Consider the following 16167-nt stretch of genomic DNA (forward strand, 5'->3'; position numbering starts at 1 on the left):
ACATAAGAAACGGCCCTAAGTGCAACTTTCTTTAAAAACTTTTCACTGCAACGGTTTTACCTTATCATAACTCCCCAAAATATCAAGTACATGGGAGAGCGGCTCGTTCCTTTCAGTTTTAAAACCTGTTTACTTTGGTTTTCCCCCATGTTGGTGACTGTCTGTTAAGTACTCCCATTCTTCGAGCATTTCTTGCTTGACTTTTTGTCCCCATTTCTCCATCGCATCACCCGTGAATTGCATAATATCTTTTACTTCCTCCGAGACATGATTTCATTTTTTCTGGACCGCTGCAAGAGGAACGACTTGATCGAGAAGGACAAAACCTGTACTGTGCGTAAAAAGTGTTTTTAGAAAGTCAAGTGCTTCTTTTCTGGTAAGGGGATGCCACTCATCGGTGCTGCTCTGTTCATGAAATAAGAAAAATTTAAAATTAGAGGGGTTCATTTTCCCTAGAGTCGGGTTTACTTTCATCGCTGTAAAGAACGTTTTTTTACCTGCCGCGTAGGCCGAATAGAAGAGGCCGGGTAGTATAGCCGGTATAGAAGGGGGAAACGCCTCCATGGCCATAATTTCAGCGGCCGCAATACCTGCCGCTGCGGTGATGGAGACCTTGACGCATCGTTCAAGGGCATCGATGAATTCTTGTTCATCCATTTTTGGATAAATAATGCGGATATGGATTGAAAGAGTCGACATTCGGGTAAATACACACTGATTTAGGCTTTTATTTCGTATTATGGTGAATTGTGGAACATGGTCTCTTTCCCAAACGAGGAAGCAATCTTTGGTATTGACAGTGTGTTAAAGAGGGAGAAAGAATAAGGCGGATGGATGTACAGTGGTAAAACATAGAAACAGGCTGGCGGGACATGAAACGTATAAATTCCATATGCATACATGGAAAATTCTCCTTATGTGTTTTTTCTTATTGATTTAGCCTTTTTAAAGGTCCTATCTACTCTCTGTTTTTTGATTTCCAGGGGTTGATAAATATGAAGGATGATAAAAAGAAAGTTTATTAATATAGCAGCATATAAAAAAATTTCCAATTTTGTTACGAAAATGTGAAAAAAATTTGTCTACTTTTCGAAAAAACGTCAAAAAGTGATAAAAATCACAGATATAGTGTTCCGTTTTTTACAGCTTCTGATACTATATGTACGTGAACATTTAATCTAATAGTAGTATGAACTTATTTACTTATGAGTTATTAGAAAGGAAGGTGAACAAAGGTGATGAAAAAACTTAAACCATTTTTAAGTATGATGGTTGGGGCACTTTTTTTATTCGTTTTAAGCGGCTGCAGCCAATATGCTATATTCGACCCAAAAGGTCCTGTTGCTGAAACACAAAAAGACCTGATCATGTATTCGATCTACTTTATGATCTTTATTATGGTTGTTGTGTACGTCTTATTTACCTTTGTTATTGCAAAATACCGTGACCGTAAGAATTTCAATGAAAAGGATTATGATCCTAATTTCCACCACAGCACGAAGCTGGAAGTTCTTTGGACGATCATTCCTTTGATCATTGTTATCGCTTTATCCATTCCGACGGTTAAATCGCTTTATGAATTGGAGAAAGCGCCAAAAGCGACTGCACATAAAGAGCCGCTTGTTATCCATGCTACTTCTGTTGACTGGAAATGGATCTTCAGTTATCCGGAAGAAAATATCGAAACGGTGAATTACGTAAATGTGCCGGAAGATCGCCCGATTCTTTTCAAAATCACTTCTGCAGATTCTATGACTTCTTTCTGGGTTCCGCAGATTGGCGGTCAGGAATACGGAATGCCTGGAATGACTAATGAATTGTTTCTACAGGCTGACGAACCTGGAACATATGACGGAATGAATTCCAACTTTACAGGTAAAGGCATGGCACATCAAAAGTTTAACTTTGTCGCTATGAAAGAAGCGAACTATGAAAATTGGGTAAAAGAAACCCAAAAAACAGCACCAAAATTAACAGAAGAAACATACGAAAAATTAATGTTGCCTGAAACAGTTAAAGAAATGACATTCTCAAACACTCACCTGGGTATTGTCGACCATGGTATCGATTCAGGAACATATGCGATGAAAATTCGTGAAAAATATGGGGTTGAAACAAACCCTCATGGTGATGAAGGAAACAGCCATAATGCAGAGTCTTCCCATGGCGGCTCTCATGCTCATCACGAACATCACGAACATCACGAATAAGAAAGGGGGAGCACAGAATGTTTGAGTTTATAAAGGACAATTTAATCCTTAATGATCCAATGATTATTGGAGCGAATATTTCCATTTTGTTAACAACGGTTGCCATTATCTTCGTTCTTACTTATTTCAAAAAGTGGAAATGGCTTTGGACTGAGTGGCTAACAAGCGTTGACCACAAAAGAATCGGAATCATGTATATCATTGCGGCCATCTTGATGCTTTTCCGCGGCGGCGTGGACGCATTATTGATGAGAGCGCAATTAACAGTGCCTAATAATGGATTTTTGACATCTCAGCACTATAATGAAATTTTCACAACACACGGTACGATCATGATTATTTTCATGGCTATGCCGTTCATAATTGGATTAATGAACGTTGTTGTTCCATTGCAAATTGGAGCAAGGGACGTAGCGTTTCCATATTTGAATGCATTAAGTTTTTGGGCATTCTTCTTTGGAGCTATTCTTTTCAACATTTCCTTTGTATTTGGCGGATCGCCGGATGCAGGTTGGACGAACTATGCTCCGTTAGCAATTGAAGGAAGTACTGGACCTGGAATCAACTATTATTTACTTGGTCTTCAGATTTCAGGGATCGGTACACTTATGACAGGTGTTAACTTTATCGTAACAATCATTAAAATGCGCGCACCTGGCATGACATTAATGCGTATGCCTATGTTTACATGGACAACGCTTGTTACTGCGTTTATTATCGTGTTCGCGTTCCCGGTATTAACAGTTACGTTAGCATTAATGACATTTGACCGTTCATTTGGCACTCACTTCTTTACATTAGCCGACGGTGGAATGCCGATGCTTTGGGCGAACTTGTTCTGGGTTTGGGGACATCCTGAAGTATATATTGTTATTTTGCCGGCGTTCGGTATTTTCTCTGAAATTATTTCGACGTTCGCCAAGAAAACATTGTTTGGTTATAAATCAATGGTTATCTCCATTGTGACTATCTCTTTCCTTAGTTTCTTGGTTTGGGTTCACCACTTCTTTACAATGGGTGGATCTGCGGCAGTTAACTCTGTATTCTCGATCACAACAATGGCGATTGCCATACCGACAGGGATGAAGATCTTTAACTGGCTGCTTACTCTTTATAAAGGCCGGATTGAATATACTGTACCGATGCTTTGGGCTGTCGGATTTATTCCAACTTTCCTAATCGGTGGGGTAACAGGGGTTATGCTTGGAATGGCATCAGCCGATTTCCAATATCATAATAGTTATTTCCTTATTGCCCACTTCCATTACACATTAATTGCCGGAACTGTATTTGCATGTTTCGCAGGTTTTGTGTTCTGGTATCCAAAAATGTTTGGTCATAAATTAAATGAGCGAATTGGAAAATGGACATTCTGGTTCTTTACAATTGGATTTAATGTCTGCTTCTTGCCGCAATTCCTATTAGGATTCGACGGTATGCCAAGACGTATTTACACGTATGGTGCAGAAGAAGGCTGGACTTCTTTAAACGTTCTTTCAACTGTTGGAGCTTTAGGAATGGGTATTGCCTTCCTTATGCTTGTATATAACGTATACTACAGCTTCCGTCACGCTGAAAGAGAGCAAACAGGAGATGCATGGAACGGACGTACACTTGAATGGGCAACATCATCTGCCGTTGCTCCTCACTATAACTTTGCCGTTACTCCTGTAGTAAAAGGCCTTGATGCATTCTGGCTTATGAAGCAAGAGCAAAAAGAAAGCAAGAAAGCAGAAAAAGTAGAATACAAACCGATTCATATGCCTAGCAATGCGGGTACGCCGTTTGTTATGTCAGTATTCTTCTTTATTGCAGGTTTCGGATTAGTATTTGATTTATGGTGGATGGCTATACTTGGCGGCATCGGTGTATTAGGATGCATGGCAAGACGCTCACTTGTCTCCCATAGAGAAGATGAAGGATATTATGTCAGCGTAGAAGAAATCATAAAAACGGAACAACCGTTTCGTAAGGAGGCGTAAGTTATGGCACATGCAAACGAAAATATAAGTCCTAACACGCCCTTGGAATACCAGTCTGGAATAGGCAGACTGAATATATTTGGATTCTGGATTTTCTTGGGTGCGGAAGTGGCTTTATTTGCTACCATTTTTGCAACGTATTTTACGATTTATAAAATGACAGTGGGGAGCCATATGCATATGCATGAACATGCCGGCGGCGCCCCAATGCCTATGGAAGTTTTTGATCTCCATAACACATTGTTAATGACAATCGTGTTGCTGGTAAGTAGTTTCACTTGTGGTTTAGCAATTCATGAAATGAGAAAAAGAAACGTAAAAGCAATGAATGTTTGGCTGGTCATTACATTATTGTTCGGTCTAACATTCCTTTACTTGGAAATCACTGAGTTCACTCACCTTGTACATGAAGGTGCTGCACTTAGTACAAATGCTTACTGGTCTGCCTTCTATTTCTTGACCGGAACGCATGGACTTCACGTATCTGTTGGTATTTGCTGGATGCTTTTACTTCTTTTCCAAATATCAAAACGAGGTTTAACACCGGATACAGCCAAGAAAGTCTTTATTGCCAGCTTATATTGGCACTTTTTAGACTTTGTATGGATCTTCGTTTATACTGGTGTTTACCTATTAGGGTTGGTGGGATAAATGGCAAATAAAACAAATACTCATCATGGCTTCCCGTGGGGACACATCATGGGCTTAATTTTATCTATTGCGCTAACGTTGTTGGCAGCCGGATTAGCCCTCTATACAGATTTAGCGATCAAGACGATTGTCATCCTTATATTCGGTCTTGCTTTTTTACAGGCAGCTATTCAGCTATTCATGTTCATGCACATCAAAGAAGGAGAAGGTGCATGGCAGGTTGGTAAGATGGCGTCTGCCGGGTTTATTGCAATCGTCATTGTGTACGGTTCTGTTTGGGTTATGACGAATATGCACTAACAGTTACAATAAATCAAAAAAACACCTTCCGGATACACGTGGAAGGTGTTTTTCTATAGAAAAATAAAAAAGGACTTTAAACCAAGATATGTTCAAGTCCTTTCACATTTGTTTCTTTTTATATTCTATGAAACTGATAATCCCTATAATAAATGACACAATCGCACAACCCAAGTAAAAATAAGTGGTGGGCCTGGCATTGATATAATTCCCAACCGCTGCAAGCGCCATTAATAGTGAGTAACAAAACGTTAACACAATGATAATAAAACTAAATTTTCGTTTGTTCACGGCATCACCTTCAACATACGACTTCTTTAATAGTTTATCATATAATTAAGACATATTGAAATTACGAGAATTGAAAAAGGATGAAAAAAATGTCGATGTTAAAAGCTGTCATTTTTGACATGGATGGAGTCATTGCTGATACGGTCCAGCTTTATTATTTTGCCAATAAACACATTGCTGACCAAATTGGTGCACCGTTTGACCGGGATCTCAATCAACGGCTCCAGGGAATTAATCGAATGAAAACAGTCGAGTGTTTAGTCGAGCTAAGCGGCCAAACGTTTTCAGATGAGAAAAAGAGAAGTCTGGCTGAGGAGAAAAACGAGCATTATAAAAAGCTTATTCAAAACATGTCACCGAAAGACATGCTCCCTGGTATTTTACCCTTGCTCATGGAGCTAAAAGAAAACAAGGTCAAGACTGCTGTTGCCTCCTCAAGTTCCAATGCATTTACCGTTCTTGAAAAGTTGGAGTTGATACATTGGTTTGATTACGTAGTCGATGTAAAAACCATTCAAAACGGAAAACCTCATCCTGAAATTTTTATGAAAGCCGCTGATGAATTAGGGATACGGTATAAAAACTGTGCAGCGATTGAGGATGGGGAAGCAGGATTGTCAGGCATTCAAAAGGCAGGAATGTTTTCCATCGGGGTAGGGGCTCATCAAGCGATGGAAAAAGCCGATTGGCATGTTATGTCTACCGGCAAATTGAATTATCGTGAGCTGAAAGAAAAATTCGAAAAATGGTACAGCCGACATTAAAAATGGGAGGTGCATAGTTAAAAGCACGCTCCCGCTCCGCTTTTCTCTTAGTGAATCCCTTTCTTTTTGAATCGTCCCCCGCGCACTTCTGCGATATCCCCAACGGCCAGAAACGCAGTTGGATCTAAATCTTCTACAATGGATTTGAGTTTTGCTTCTTCAATTCGTGTGATGACACAGAAGATCACTTTTTTATCATCCCCTGTGTAAGCACCTTCTCCTTGCAGGTATGTGACGCCGCGGCCCAAACGCGCAAGGATGGCATCTCCGATTTCTTTATGCTGGTCACTGATGATCCAGGCTGTTTTCGACTGTTCCAGCCCTTCTATAACGATATCAATCGTTTTAAAAGCAATGAAATAAGCTATCAATGAATACATGCTGCGGTCCCATCCAAAGACAAAACCAGCGCTTCCAAGAATGAAAATGTTGAAAAACATGACAACTTCTCCAACCGAAAACGGTGTTTTGTTATTGAGTAAAATGGCTAAAATTTCAGTGCCATCAAGTGACCCGCCGTAGCGAATGACAATTCCTACCCCGATGCCAAGAATCAGTCCTCCAAATACAGTGGCAAGCAATATATCATCTGTTAGTCCAGGAACAGGATGCAACAAAGCTGTCCCAATCGATAACATCGTGATCCCATACAAAGTCGAAAGGGCGAATGTTTTTCCAATTTGCTTATAACCTATAAAAAAGAACGGTAAGTTTAAAATGAAAATAAAAATTCCAAGTTTCACTCCCGTTAAGTGGGAGAGGATGATCGAAATCCCTACGATACCGCCGTCAATAACATTATTCGGTACTAAAAAAATCTCCAGTCCGACGGACATTAAAATAGCTCCGATCGTGATTAAAAATATGCGTTTGAAGAGCGCTTTTTTGCTTAGCTTTCGGTGCTCTGTTTTTTCTTTTAACTGTGAAGTTAATTCCATAATTGTCTCCTATCTTTGTTAGATATTGAAATAGCTGATTAAGAAGTTCATCAGGTGGCTAGTGTCTCCTTTGCCCATAGTCACATGTGGTGTCATCAATTGGATGCCAATCCATACTCGTTCAATAGAAAAACGTAATAAAGATGAAGAAAGATATTTTCTGTATATGGTGGCAAGAGGGAAGAGTCGTAAAGAAGATAAGCCGGTAAAAAACTAGATTAGGGAAATAATAAAGACGAGGCTAAACGTGAAATACTTCACAAAATCCAGGCTGTATAAGACGAATGTAGATGATTGGATCAATCCGGTAAGAAAAAATAAGAATCGTTTTACTATGTATATGCCTCTTATCGCCGCCTTTTTCTTTATTATATCGGAATTTTCGGAAACAAATCCAATGATACGACTTGAAAAACCAATTCAAAGGCACTGACCTGACTATAGGTAAATAATATGACGGCACATGAAAAGGAGGGGACAGCGGCATTCGTGGAGCCATTACAGGGACGTAAAGTACCCATTATAAAAAAAGCTGGCAATTTTTCATTGCCAACTTTTTATGTCCTTTGATGAATGTGTTCTCCGTTTTTCGACAGACTTTACGCTTGCTCAGATTGCTGCACATGAAGCGGCGGCGGGATAAGCCATCCTTTTTCTTTGTTCAATCTAAGTAAAGTTGCACCAAACTGTGCTTTTTTCATATGAAATTGGCCGAACATAGCACCAATGTCTTCACGAATGCTCGTTCCCATGATTGTGCTGCAAGCCACTAATCCGGCAGCAATGTCCATTGATACTTTTGCAGCCACCTCGGGATCGGTGATACGAGCTCCCGGAGGTATGCTTTCAATGGTTGCCGAAGGGCGTTCCGGCGGAGCCGGCGGCAAGGCAATGCCGTTTGCTTTTAACAATTCTTGCAGCTGTTCTACTTCCGGTTTTAATTCATTTTTGATGACGTCTTCAAGGAACGACTTTAAATCTTCATCACCGGTATGATTGATCAGTACCTGATACCCGGCAATCTTTCCTTGAGCTGTCATTAAGTAATTCCATGCGCCAAATACTTCTCCGTAATGCATTGGTTCATTTTTTGGATTTCCGCTTAAAATACCCATCATTGTCCTCCTTATCGACGAAAAATTCATGATTGACTCCTTTTGCAACTGTGACTCTAAACCACAACGTTTATTGTTTGTTCAATTTGTTTTTTTATCCGTGATTTTTTTTCGTTTTGAGGGGACATTGGTTAGAAGAAGGTTCTCCTTCTCCGCTTGTTTAGGACGGTCCATTTTATACATATATTTCGGTTAGGCGTAAACGACAAAAAAAAGCCCAATGATAGAATGGACTTCTTCACGATCAATTGGAGATACTGTAACAAACATTATACGATGTAACAATTTATGATAAAGATATTTTGAATCGTTTATCTTTTGTTTGAACAGCATTATTCCGAATGAAATCTGTACATCGTTCTATTTGTGTTAAATTGAACTACCTCCCACTTATTTTTGGGCGTTGCCCTGCACAAAATTTGAAGTGGGAGTCTTCTCGCCTAAAATGATAAAAAAAATCGAATTAAATTGGTGTCTTTCAACAATTATAGGTTTATTTTATTTTTCCGAACCATTATAATAAAAGTGGTAATAATGTTCGTTTTTTAGAAAGAGAGGTTTTTGATGATGAGTGCAACCATTATTAAGGGAAAAGAAGTGGCAGCTGAAATGAGAGCAGCATTAAAAGAGGAAGTAGCTGCACTGAAAGAGAAGGGGATCGCCCCGGGTTTATCGGTTATTTTGGTAGGGGACAACCCAGCATCTCAGTCATATGTAAAGTCTAAAGCGAAAGCGTGTGAGGAAATCGGGATTGTATCAGAGGTCATTCGCCGGGATGCGGATATTACCGAAGAAGAATTGTTAAGGGAAATTGATGGTTTGAACGAAAATCCGAATGTTCATGGCATTCTCGTACAACTGCCGTTACCGAAGCACATTAACGAAAAATCGGTATTAAACCGAATTAGTCTCGCAAAAGACGTAGATGGGTTTCATCCGATGAGTGTCGGAAACTTGGTTATTGGGGATGAATGCTTTTTGCCATGCACTCCATACGGTATTATCGAATTAATCAAGCGTTCCGGGGAAGAAATTGCGGGCAAACATGCAGTGGTGGTTGGCCGAAGCAATATTGTTGGTAAACCTGTGGCACTTCTTCTTTTACAAGAAAATGCAACGGTTTCGATTGCTCACTCACGTACACAAGATTTGCCTGGATTAACAAGACAAGCAGACATTCTCGTCTCAGCAGTTGGAAATCCTCGTTTTATCAAAGCGGAGGATATTAAGCCGGGTGCCATTGTCATTGATGTAGGCAATGGCGTTGATGAAAACGGAAAACTTGTCGGGGATGTAGATTTCGATGCCGCGAAAGAAGTGGCAAGCTACATTACACCTGTTCCCGGCGGAGTGGGTCCTATGACGATTACGATGTTACTGAACAATACGGTGGAAGCAGCAAAGAGAATGAACCGATTATAGATGGTTCGAGTCCATTTAGGCCCACTTCTAGATAAAGGCATATATATGTACAAAAAAGAGCATTGAGATTCAATGCTCTTTTTTGTATGGAGAGAATGACTGCATATGGTAGTAAGGAATATGAATGATGTAGTAAAATTCGGGAAAATCAAGCATGGCGGTGACGGCCCATCAAAGAAAAAATGGATGATTACCGCCAGCTGGAGGCTTTTGGGTCAGCCCCTTTTTGCATTACATTGATCGATGACGCCCGGTGCGAGTCGAGGTGTTTTCCGATATTTTCTTTTTCTTCTGTTTAAATAGGTTTTTAATAGCCAGCAGGATGAGAGCAAAGCAAGCGTATACCATGAAAAAGACAAGAAACCCCCACAAACCGATTACAGCATCGGAAAACTCCATATGTCCGCGGTCCGTGATAGCTTGTTGGATTTCGATGGCAAAGACCAAAACCGTCATGATGGTAAAGGTGTAAACAAAGGAAATCGCGGCAACGCTCCAGCGCCATTTGGATAAAATTTTAAAAAAGATGTAAACAGGAAAAAAGGTCACCATGCCAATAATGCCAATAATCCAAAAGTGCAAATCTTTATCTGTCATCTGAAAACCAAATGTTTCAGTAATTGCAATTAAAACATCATGAATATTGTTGACAACTTCAGTGAGAAACAAAATGATATCTCTCAATTCCTCACTCCTCTCTTTAAAATGGTTATAAAAATCATGTACGATCGGTAAAATATCCCGCTCGGTATGATGATAAGACTTATCCCCATTCCTACATTATAGACGATTACCAAGAAAAGTTGATAACAAAAGATTGGAAATAAAGACGTCTTTTTTACTTTTAGTTGACGAAACGATTCGGAAAAATAGAAAATAATAGGATAAGATCAATCAATAAACCATAATTATATTATGTTAACTATATAGTGGAATAAGGAGAATCAATATGAAACTATATCACACCCAGACCGTTCAAGAGGCGATAGCAGTCTTTTATTATTTTCCGAAAGAATACTCCCACTTCAAGGAATGTGCAGGGCATAACCCAATGAGTAAGTGGGAGATGGATTTCGATAGGCGTTAGCCTGAGTTTTTGGTATAATATTCCTGAACGAATTCTAGTATGGTGCTAGTTGCGTAAATAGAACTTGTCTGGTTAAGAAACTGACGGTTACGTTGGTGTTCGCAGGAATCTCTCACTTCAAACAACTCGTAAGGGTGTTAAGTGGGAGTAGTTCAAGTGATCAGCAGCGTAAGAGATATTACGGAGTTGTTGAAGCTTAAACATGAGTTAGATGGTCTGCAATTTTGGTTCAGGCAAACTACGGTTGAGTCTGTTTCAGAACAAGAGAACTTAGCAGATTTGGTGACAAGCGAAAAAACGAGTCTTTTATACAAACTTGCGGCAAAAGTAGCAAAAACCGATGTGAAGGTATTGCTGCAAGGAGAAACAGGTGTTGGTAAAAGCATCCTGGCGAAGTTCATTCACGACCAGAGCTACCGGCATAATCAAGTATTCATGGAATTAAATTGTGCTGCCATTCCCGAGAATTTAATAGAGGCAGAATTATTCGGGTATGAACCAGGGGCATTTAGAACGTCTTGTTGTGACAACATTCCAGGAAGAAATCCATGTTCAAGATTTGCCGGAAGAATTAAGATTTCAAAAGAAGAGAGTTTGCCTGACCATGATATTATCCCGCTGAAAAAAGCTGTGGAACTCGTAGAAAAGAAAATGGTCATGCGTGCGATGGAACAATATGAAACGACAAGAAAAGCGGCCGAAGTCTTGCAAGTCAGCCAGGCACCATTGTACAGAAAATGAAAAAATTTCATATACCATTAAATAAATAATCATAGTGGTTGTTGTTGATTAGAAATATAATCGATAAATTCCACTATTATTGAAAGCGTTTAAAATGATAGGCGCTTTTTTCAATGGTTCATGAACCTTTCACATTGATTTTAAAAGTTGGCATGGATTTTGCAAGTCTATAAACAGCGAAAGGGGAAATGTATAATGAATATTTCACAATTTACCATAGCCAATAAATTGATTACAGGAAAAGACGCACTTGTTTCTCTTTATGAGGAGGCAGTAAAACTCGGGATGAATCGCCCCATCATTGTCACAGATGAAATCCTGCAAAAAGCAGGCGCTGTGGCAAAAGTGGAAGAGCAGTTAGATGGGCTTGCCGTCGGAATTTTTAATAAAGTCAAACCTGAACCAGAGGTAGAAATTGTTGCTGACTGTGTGAAGGCCATAAAAGCCGGAAAACATGATGGCGTCATTGCTGTTGGGGGAGGAAGTGCAATGGACATCGCTAAATGTGCAGCAGCTATTGCCCATACGGAAGATTCGATCGAACAATTTTTTGGAGTCGACTTAATAAAAGAGAAAGGCCTTCCTCTTATTGCTATACCGACAACAGCGGGAACCGGTTCAGAGGTAACAAACATTGCGATTTTATCAGACAAAAACGAACAGTTAAAAAAAGGCGTCGTAAGTCCTTATTTATTACCGGATGTGGCGCTCGTTTCACCAGAAATGACGTTAACATGCCCTCAATCCGTGACGGCGGCAAGTGGAATTGATGCACTGGTCCATGCTGTAGAAGCCTATATTTCGGTTTATGCTTCGCCCATTACAGATGCTTTAGCCATAAAAGCAATGGAGATGATTGCTAAATATTTACCAAAAGCGTATGCAAATCCAAACGATGTAACAGCAAGGGAGCAAATGGTTACAGCAAGCCTAATGGCAGGAATGGCGTTTGGTAATGCGGGAGTGGGGGCCGTTCATGCACTTGCCTATCCGCTGGGTGGCCGTTATCACATGCCGCATGGGGTGAGCAATGCCCTGCTTCTTCCTTATGTGATGGAGTGGAATAAAGTGGCTTGCCTGGAGAGATTTTCGGATATGGCAGCAGCTTTAGGACAGGATGTACGTAACCATTCGCTGGACGAAGCTGCGGATAAAGCGATAGAGGAGATGGTTCGTTTGTGCCGTTACGTCAGAATCCCTTCCTCGCTGCGGGAGTTTGACATTCCTGAAGAGGCAATCCCGGATATGGCAGTGGATGCAAGCAAAGTGACAAGATTATTGAAAAATAATCCGAGAGTATTGACCGTCCGTGATATTGAAGAAATCTACAGGGCTGCGTATTAAACAAAATACAGGGGATAATGGGGGAAGAAATATATGTTATGGAAAAGGGCTTAGGGTTCCCGCATCTTTCCCTGTTCGTTCAGTCCGTTCCGATGGCACTGGCAACATATATTGTTTATTCGGGGATGTTCTGCAAAACAAGACAATTGTCAGTGAAGCAGATGACGTGCGCCAAGATGAAAAAATGGATTATAATCCAAATAGAGCCCATCTTATTTTTGGGGGACGCACTACCATCATGAGCATGTTGGGACCGGATGCTTGCTCATTTATGGGAAAAACTTCTTCAAGGATGAAGAATCGGAGCAATTATTTGAAAGTGGGAAGGAGCAAAAAGCGGGATGAAACATTACAGTATGTTTATAAACGGAGAGTGGATGGATGCCGGGGGTGTCATTGAAGTGAACAATCCGGCAACAAAAGAGATGATCGCTACAGTCCCAAACGGCGGGAAAGAAGAGGCGAAAGCAGCCGTCGATGCGGCACATGAAGCTTTTAAAACATGGTCCAAGACGACAGCCTATGAGCGAAGCGAGTATTTGAAAAAGTGGTTTGATTTGATTGATCAACATAAAGAAGAAATTGCAAAGACCATGACGATGGAGCAAGGAAAGCCGTTAAAAGAAGCGATGGGTGAAGTTCAATATGCAAACAGCTTCTTAACATGGTATGCGGAAGAAGGAAAACGTGTTTATGGAGAGACCATTCCAGCAAGTGCTCCAAATAAACGAATTCTTGTTCAAAAACAGGCAGTAGGTGTAGTGGCGGCAATTACACCCTGGAACTTTCCTGCAGCCATGATTACCCGTAAAGTCGCTCCTGCATTGGCGGCTGGATGTACGGTCGTCATTAAACCCGCGGAATCAACACCGCTGACAGCTTTGTTGCTGGCTAAATATGCGCAAGAAGCGGGCATCCCAAAAGGGGTCGTCAATGTGGTGACAGGCGACCCGAAAGAAATCGGCAACGTATGGCTCGATGATTCCCGCGTCAAGAAAATCACATTTACAGGTTCTACGGAAGTCGGGAAATATTTAATGAGACGTGCAGCGGATACAGTGAAAAAAGTGTCGCTTGAACTGGGCGGACATGCCCCGTTCATCGTTATGGATGATGCTGATGTGAAGAAAGCCGTAGAAGGCGTTATTCAATCAAAATTCCGCAATGCCGGTCAAACGTGTGTTTGCGCTAACCGCATTTATGTGGAAGAGGGAATTGCGGAGAAATTTACTGAGGAATTTGTAAAAGCTGTCGGTAAACTGCAAGTAGGAAGCGGATTAGAAGAAGGAACAGACATCGGGCCGCTTATCAATGACAAAGCCCTGGAAAAAGTTCAACAACATATTTCTGATGCAATCAATAAAGGAGCCAAAGTTCTAACGGGCGGCAAGGAATTAAGTGAAAAAGGCGGCTTTTATTTTGAACCAACCGTATTAAGCGGGGTAACAGACGAGATGATATGCATGAATGAGGAAACGTTTGGGCCGCTGGCGCCGATTACCACATTTAATACGGAGGAAGAGGCCATTGAGCGTGCGAACAACTCTCCATTCGGCCTTGCAGCATATGTCTTTACCGAAAACTTAGGCCGTGCTTTTCGCATAAGCGAAGGACTCGAGTATGGCATTGTTGGTGTCAATGATGGTCTGCCATCGGTTGCCCAAGCACCGTTTGGGGGCTTTAAAGAAAGTGGATTAGGGCGTGAAGGCGGTCACTACGGCATCGACGAGTTTTTAGAAGTGAAGTATATCTCATTGGGCATTTCCAATTGAGGATTTATCCATGATTTTTGCTTCATTGAATTAAGATCCAAACAGTAAAAGAGGCTGATCCGAAAGCATGTTCTTTATGCTTTCGGATCAGCCTCTTTTATTCATTCAATAAGTGGAGCTTTTCAAGGATTTTAAAGAAAAGGCTTAAAAGGATACCAACCACGGTTGCAAGTGCCATTCCTTTTAAGGAGACGGCTCCTATTGTGAGAGTGGCGCCGCTGATGCCAATGACCAACACGACAGTCGTCAATATAAGATTAACGGGTTTCGAATAATCAATTTTTGAGTCGACCAGTATTCTGATGCCGGAAGAAGCAATGACTCCAAACAAAAGCAGTGATATACCGCCCATGACCGGAGCAGGAATGGTTGAAATAATGGCCGCCAGTTTGCCGAAAAAGGATAAAATGATGGAAAAAATCGCAGCCCCGCCAATCACCCAGGTTGAATAAACTTTTGTGATGGCCATCACCCCTATATTTTCTCCGTAAGTTGTATTGGGCGTCGAACCTGCAGCCCCCGAAATGATGGTGGATAACCCGTTTCCTATAAGTGAACGGGATAGGCCGGGGTCTTTCGAAAGATTCCTGTTCACAATATTTCCAGTTACGATCAAATGACCGATATGCTCAGCGATGACCACAAGAGCGGCGGGTGCGATAACGGCAATACTTGCTAAATCGAAACGCGGCGCGTAAAAATCGGGAATGGCGAACCATTTGGCTTCCGCCACTTTATTCCAATCGATCATCCCCATTATAGACGCAACTATGTATCCAGATACCACTCCAAAAAGGATGGGGATAATCTTCAGGAACCCGCGAAACATGACGGTGCCTAAGATGGTCACTAATCAAGGGGTCATTGAGGCGATAATGGTTTTTGGATCATACATCCAATTTTCGGGAGGATTATTCAAAGGTTTAATCAGTCCGGCCATTTCCGCTGCTACAGGGACAAGTTCCAACCCGATGACAGCGACAATGGCACCCATGGCAGCAGGAGGAAACACCACATCTATCCAACTCGTGCCTGCAAGATGAACAATCATACCGACTAACAAAAAATGAGTCCAACGATGATAAAGCCACCTAAAGCATCATGATAACTAGAGGTGGAAAGAACCACAAACACCGGGGAAATAAATGCAAAACTGGAGCCGAGATAAGATGGGATTCTCCATTTGCAAATAAATAAATACAGCAATGTTCCAATCCCATTCATCAATAAAACAGTCGCTGGATTAATCCCAAACAATATAGGCACAAGTATGTTTGAGCCAAACATCGCAAACAAATGCTGCAGGCTAAGGGGAATGCTTTGTAAAATCGACGGGCGGTCTTCAACTTCCATTACTCGCTGCATGTTATACCTCCTAACTGATTTTGGTTCCTCATCTACAAAGTTTTTTAGTAACGCGCCACAGCTCTAATGCTCCAGTCAACAAAATCCCCCTTCCTAGCCTTCTTTTTGTTAGCTATTTTTTTCGTATATATTTAGAATTATTTGTAAATCATTATTTTGACTAAACTTTAATCATCTATATCATG

General features: G+C 41.0%; 15 protein-coding genes and 1 pseudogene. 10 read left to right on the forward strand and 6 right to left on the reverse strand.

Translation table 11 applies throughout. From position 1 onward, the window contains the following. Positions 1 to 273: 273 nt before the first annotated feature. Positions 274 to 699: a hypothetical protein gene (locus ACFOU2_RS15915; RefSeq protein WP_377916786.1), complete on the reverse strand. Its 426-nt coding sequence runs from the start codon at positions 697 to 699 to the stop codon at positions 274 to 276. Between the two features lie 536 nt (positions 700 to 1235). On the opposite strand from ACFOU2_RS15915, the gene qoxA reads away from it, so the two are divergent. From qoxA to qoxD, 4 genes are read left to right on the forward strand one after another with little or no spacing between them, the layout of a single operon-like run. Next, entirely contained in the window at positions 1236 to 2210 is a 975-nt protein-coding gene (qoxA, locus tag ACFOU2_RS15920; RefSeq protein ID WP_377916788.1) for a cytochrome aa3 quinol oxidase subunit II, read from the forward strand. 17 nt (positions 2211 to 2227) lie between these two features. After that, entirely contained in the window at positions 2228 to 4192 is a 1965-nt protein-coding gene (gene qoxB, locus ACFOU2_RS15925; RefSeq protein ID WP_377916789.1) for a cytochrome aa3 quinol oxidase subunit I, read from the forward strand. Between the two features lie 3 nt (positions 4193 to 4195). Then, on the forward strand, positions 4196 to 4843 hold the full coding sequence (gene qoxC / locus ACFOU2_RS15930) for a cytochrome aa3 quinol oxidase subunit III (RefSeq protein ID WP_377916791.1): 648 nt from the start codon (positions 4196 to 4198) through the stop codon (positions 4841 to 4843). Continuing rightward, the gene (gene qoxD, locus ACFOU2_RS15935) at positions 4844 to 5143 is read left to right on the forward strand and encodes a cytochrome aa3 quinol oxidase subunit IV (protein ID WP_377916793.1); all 300 of its coding nucleotides are present in this window, start codon (positions 4844 to 4846) and stop codon (positions 5141 to 5143) included. It begins immediately after the preceding gene. A 102-nt stretch (positions 5144 to 5245) separates the two neighbouring features. Here qoxD and ACFOU2_RS15940 read toward each other — a convergent pair whose 3' ends face one another. Next, positions 5246 to 5434, reverse strand: a complete 189-nt coding sequence (locus ACFOU2_RS15940; RefSeq protein ID WP_377916795.1) for a hypothetical protein — start codon at positions 5432 to 5434, stop codon at positions 5246 to 5248. An 89-nt stretch (positions 5435 to 5523) separates the two neighbouring features. On the opposite strand from ACFOU2_RS15940, the gene pgmB reads away from it, so the two are divergent. Further along, positions 5524 to 6198 (forward strand): beta-phosphoglucomutase, encoded by a 675-nt coding sequence (gene pgmB / locus ACFOU2_RS15945; RefSeq protein ID WP_377916797.1) that lies wholly within the window; start codon positions 5524 to 5526, stop codon positions 6196 to 6198. 47 nt (positions 6199 to 6245) lie between these two features. On the opposite strand, the gene ACFOU2_RS15950 is transcribed toward pgmB, so the two are convergent. Both ACFOU2_RS15950 and ACFOU2_RS15955 read right to left on the reverse strand, forming a co-directional pair. Continuing rightward, positions 6246 to 7136 carry a YitT family protein gene (locus ACFOU2_RS15950; protein ID WP_377916799.1) on the reverse strand — a complete coding sequence of 297 codons (891 nt, stop codon included), beginning with the start codon at positions 7134 to 7136 and terminating at the stop codon, positions 6246 to 6248. A gap of 599 nt (positions 7137 to 7735) precedes the next feature. After that, positions 7736 to 8251 carry a DUF3231 family protein gene (locus tag ACFOU2_RS15955; protein ID WP_377916801.1) on the reverse strand — a complete coding sequence of 172 codons (516 nt, stop codon included), beginning with the start codon at positions 8249 to 8251 and terminating at the stop codon, positions 7736 to 7738. A gap of 567 nt (positions 8252 to 8818) precedes the next feature. On the opposite strand from ACFOU2_RS15955, the gene folD reads away from it, so the two are divergent. Further along, positions 8819 to 9673, forward strand: coding sequence for a bifunctional methylenetetrahydrofolate dehydrogenase/methenyltetrahydrofolate cyclohydrolase FolD (gene folD / locus ACFOU2_RS15960; protein WP_377916803.1), 855 nt, complete (start codon positions 8819 to 8821; stop codon positions 9671 to 9673). Positions 9674 to 9904: 231 nt separating this feature from the next. Here the strand turns inward: folD and ACFOU2_RS15965 are convergent, their stop codons facing one another. Then, positions 9905 to 10357, reverse strand: a complete 453-nt coding sequence (locus ACFOU2_RS15965; RefSeq protein ID WP_377916805.1) for a hypothetical protein — start codon at positions 10355 to 10357, stop codon at positions 9905 to 9907. Positions 10358 to 10622: 265 nt separating this feature from the next. On the opposite strand from ACFOU2_RS15965, the gene ACFOU2_RS15970 reads away from it, so the two are divergent. From ACFOU2_RS15970 to ACFOU2_RS15985, 4 genes are all read left to right on the forward strand, one after another. Next, positions 10623 to 10760 (forward strand): hypothetical protein, encoded by a 138-nt coding sequence (locus tag ACFOU2_RS15970; protein WP_377916807.1) that lies wholly within the window; start codon positions 10623 to 10625, stop codon positions 10758 to 10760. Between the two features lie 141 nt (positions 10761 to 10901). Beyond that, the gene (locus ACFOU2_RS15975; RefSeq protein ID WP_377916809.1) at positions 10902 to 11501 is read left to right on the forward strand and encodes a sigma 54-interacting transcriptional regulator; all 600 of its coding nucleotides are present in this window, start codon (positions 10902 to 10904) and stop codon (positions 11499 to 11501) included. Between the two features lie 195 nt (positions 11502 to 11696). Beyond that, entirely contained in the window at positions 11697 to 12845 is a 1149-nt protein-coding gene (locus ACFOU2_RS15980; RefSeq protein WP_377916811.1) for an iron-containing alcohol dehydrogenase, read from the forward strand. Positions 12846 to 13201: 356 nt separating this feature from the next. Next, the gene (locus ACFOU2_RS15985; RefSeq protein ID WP_377917018.1) at positions 13202 to 14617 is read left to right on the forward strand and encodes an NAD-dependent succinate-semialdehyde dehydrogenase; all 1416 of its coding nucleotides are present in this window, start codon (positions 13202 to 13204) and stop codon (positions 14615 to 14617) included. Positions 14618 to 14714: 97 nt separating this feature from the next. Here the strand turns inward: ACFOU2_RS15985 and uraA are convergent. Beyond that, positions 14715 to 15982, reverse strand: a pseudogene (gene uraA, locus ACFOU2_RS15990) (uracil permease). Positions 15983 to 16167: the final 185 nt, after the last annotated feature.

The sequence above is a fragment of the Bacillus songklensis genome, assembly GCF_042649685.1.
Classification (GTDB): domain Bacteria; phylum Bacillota; class Bacilli; order Bacillales; family Bacillaceae_H; genus Bacillus_BA; species Bacillus_BA songklensis.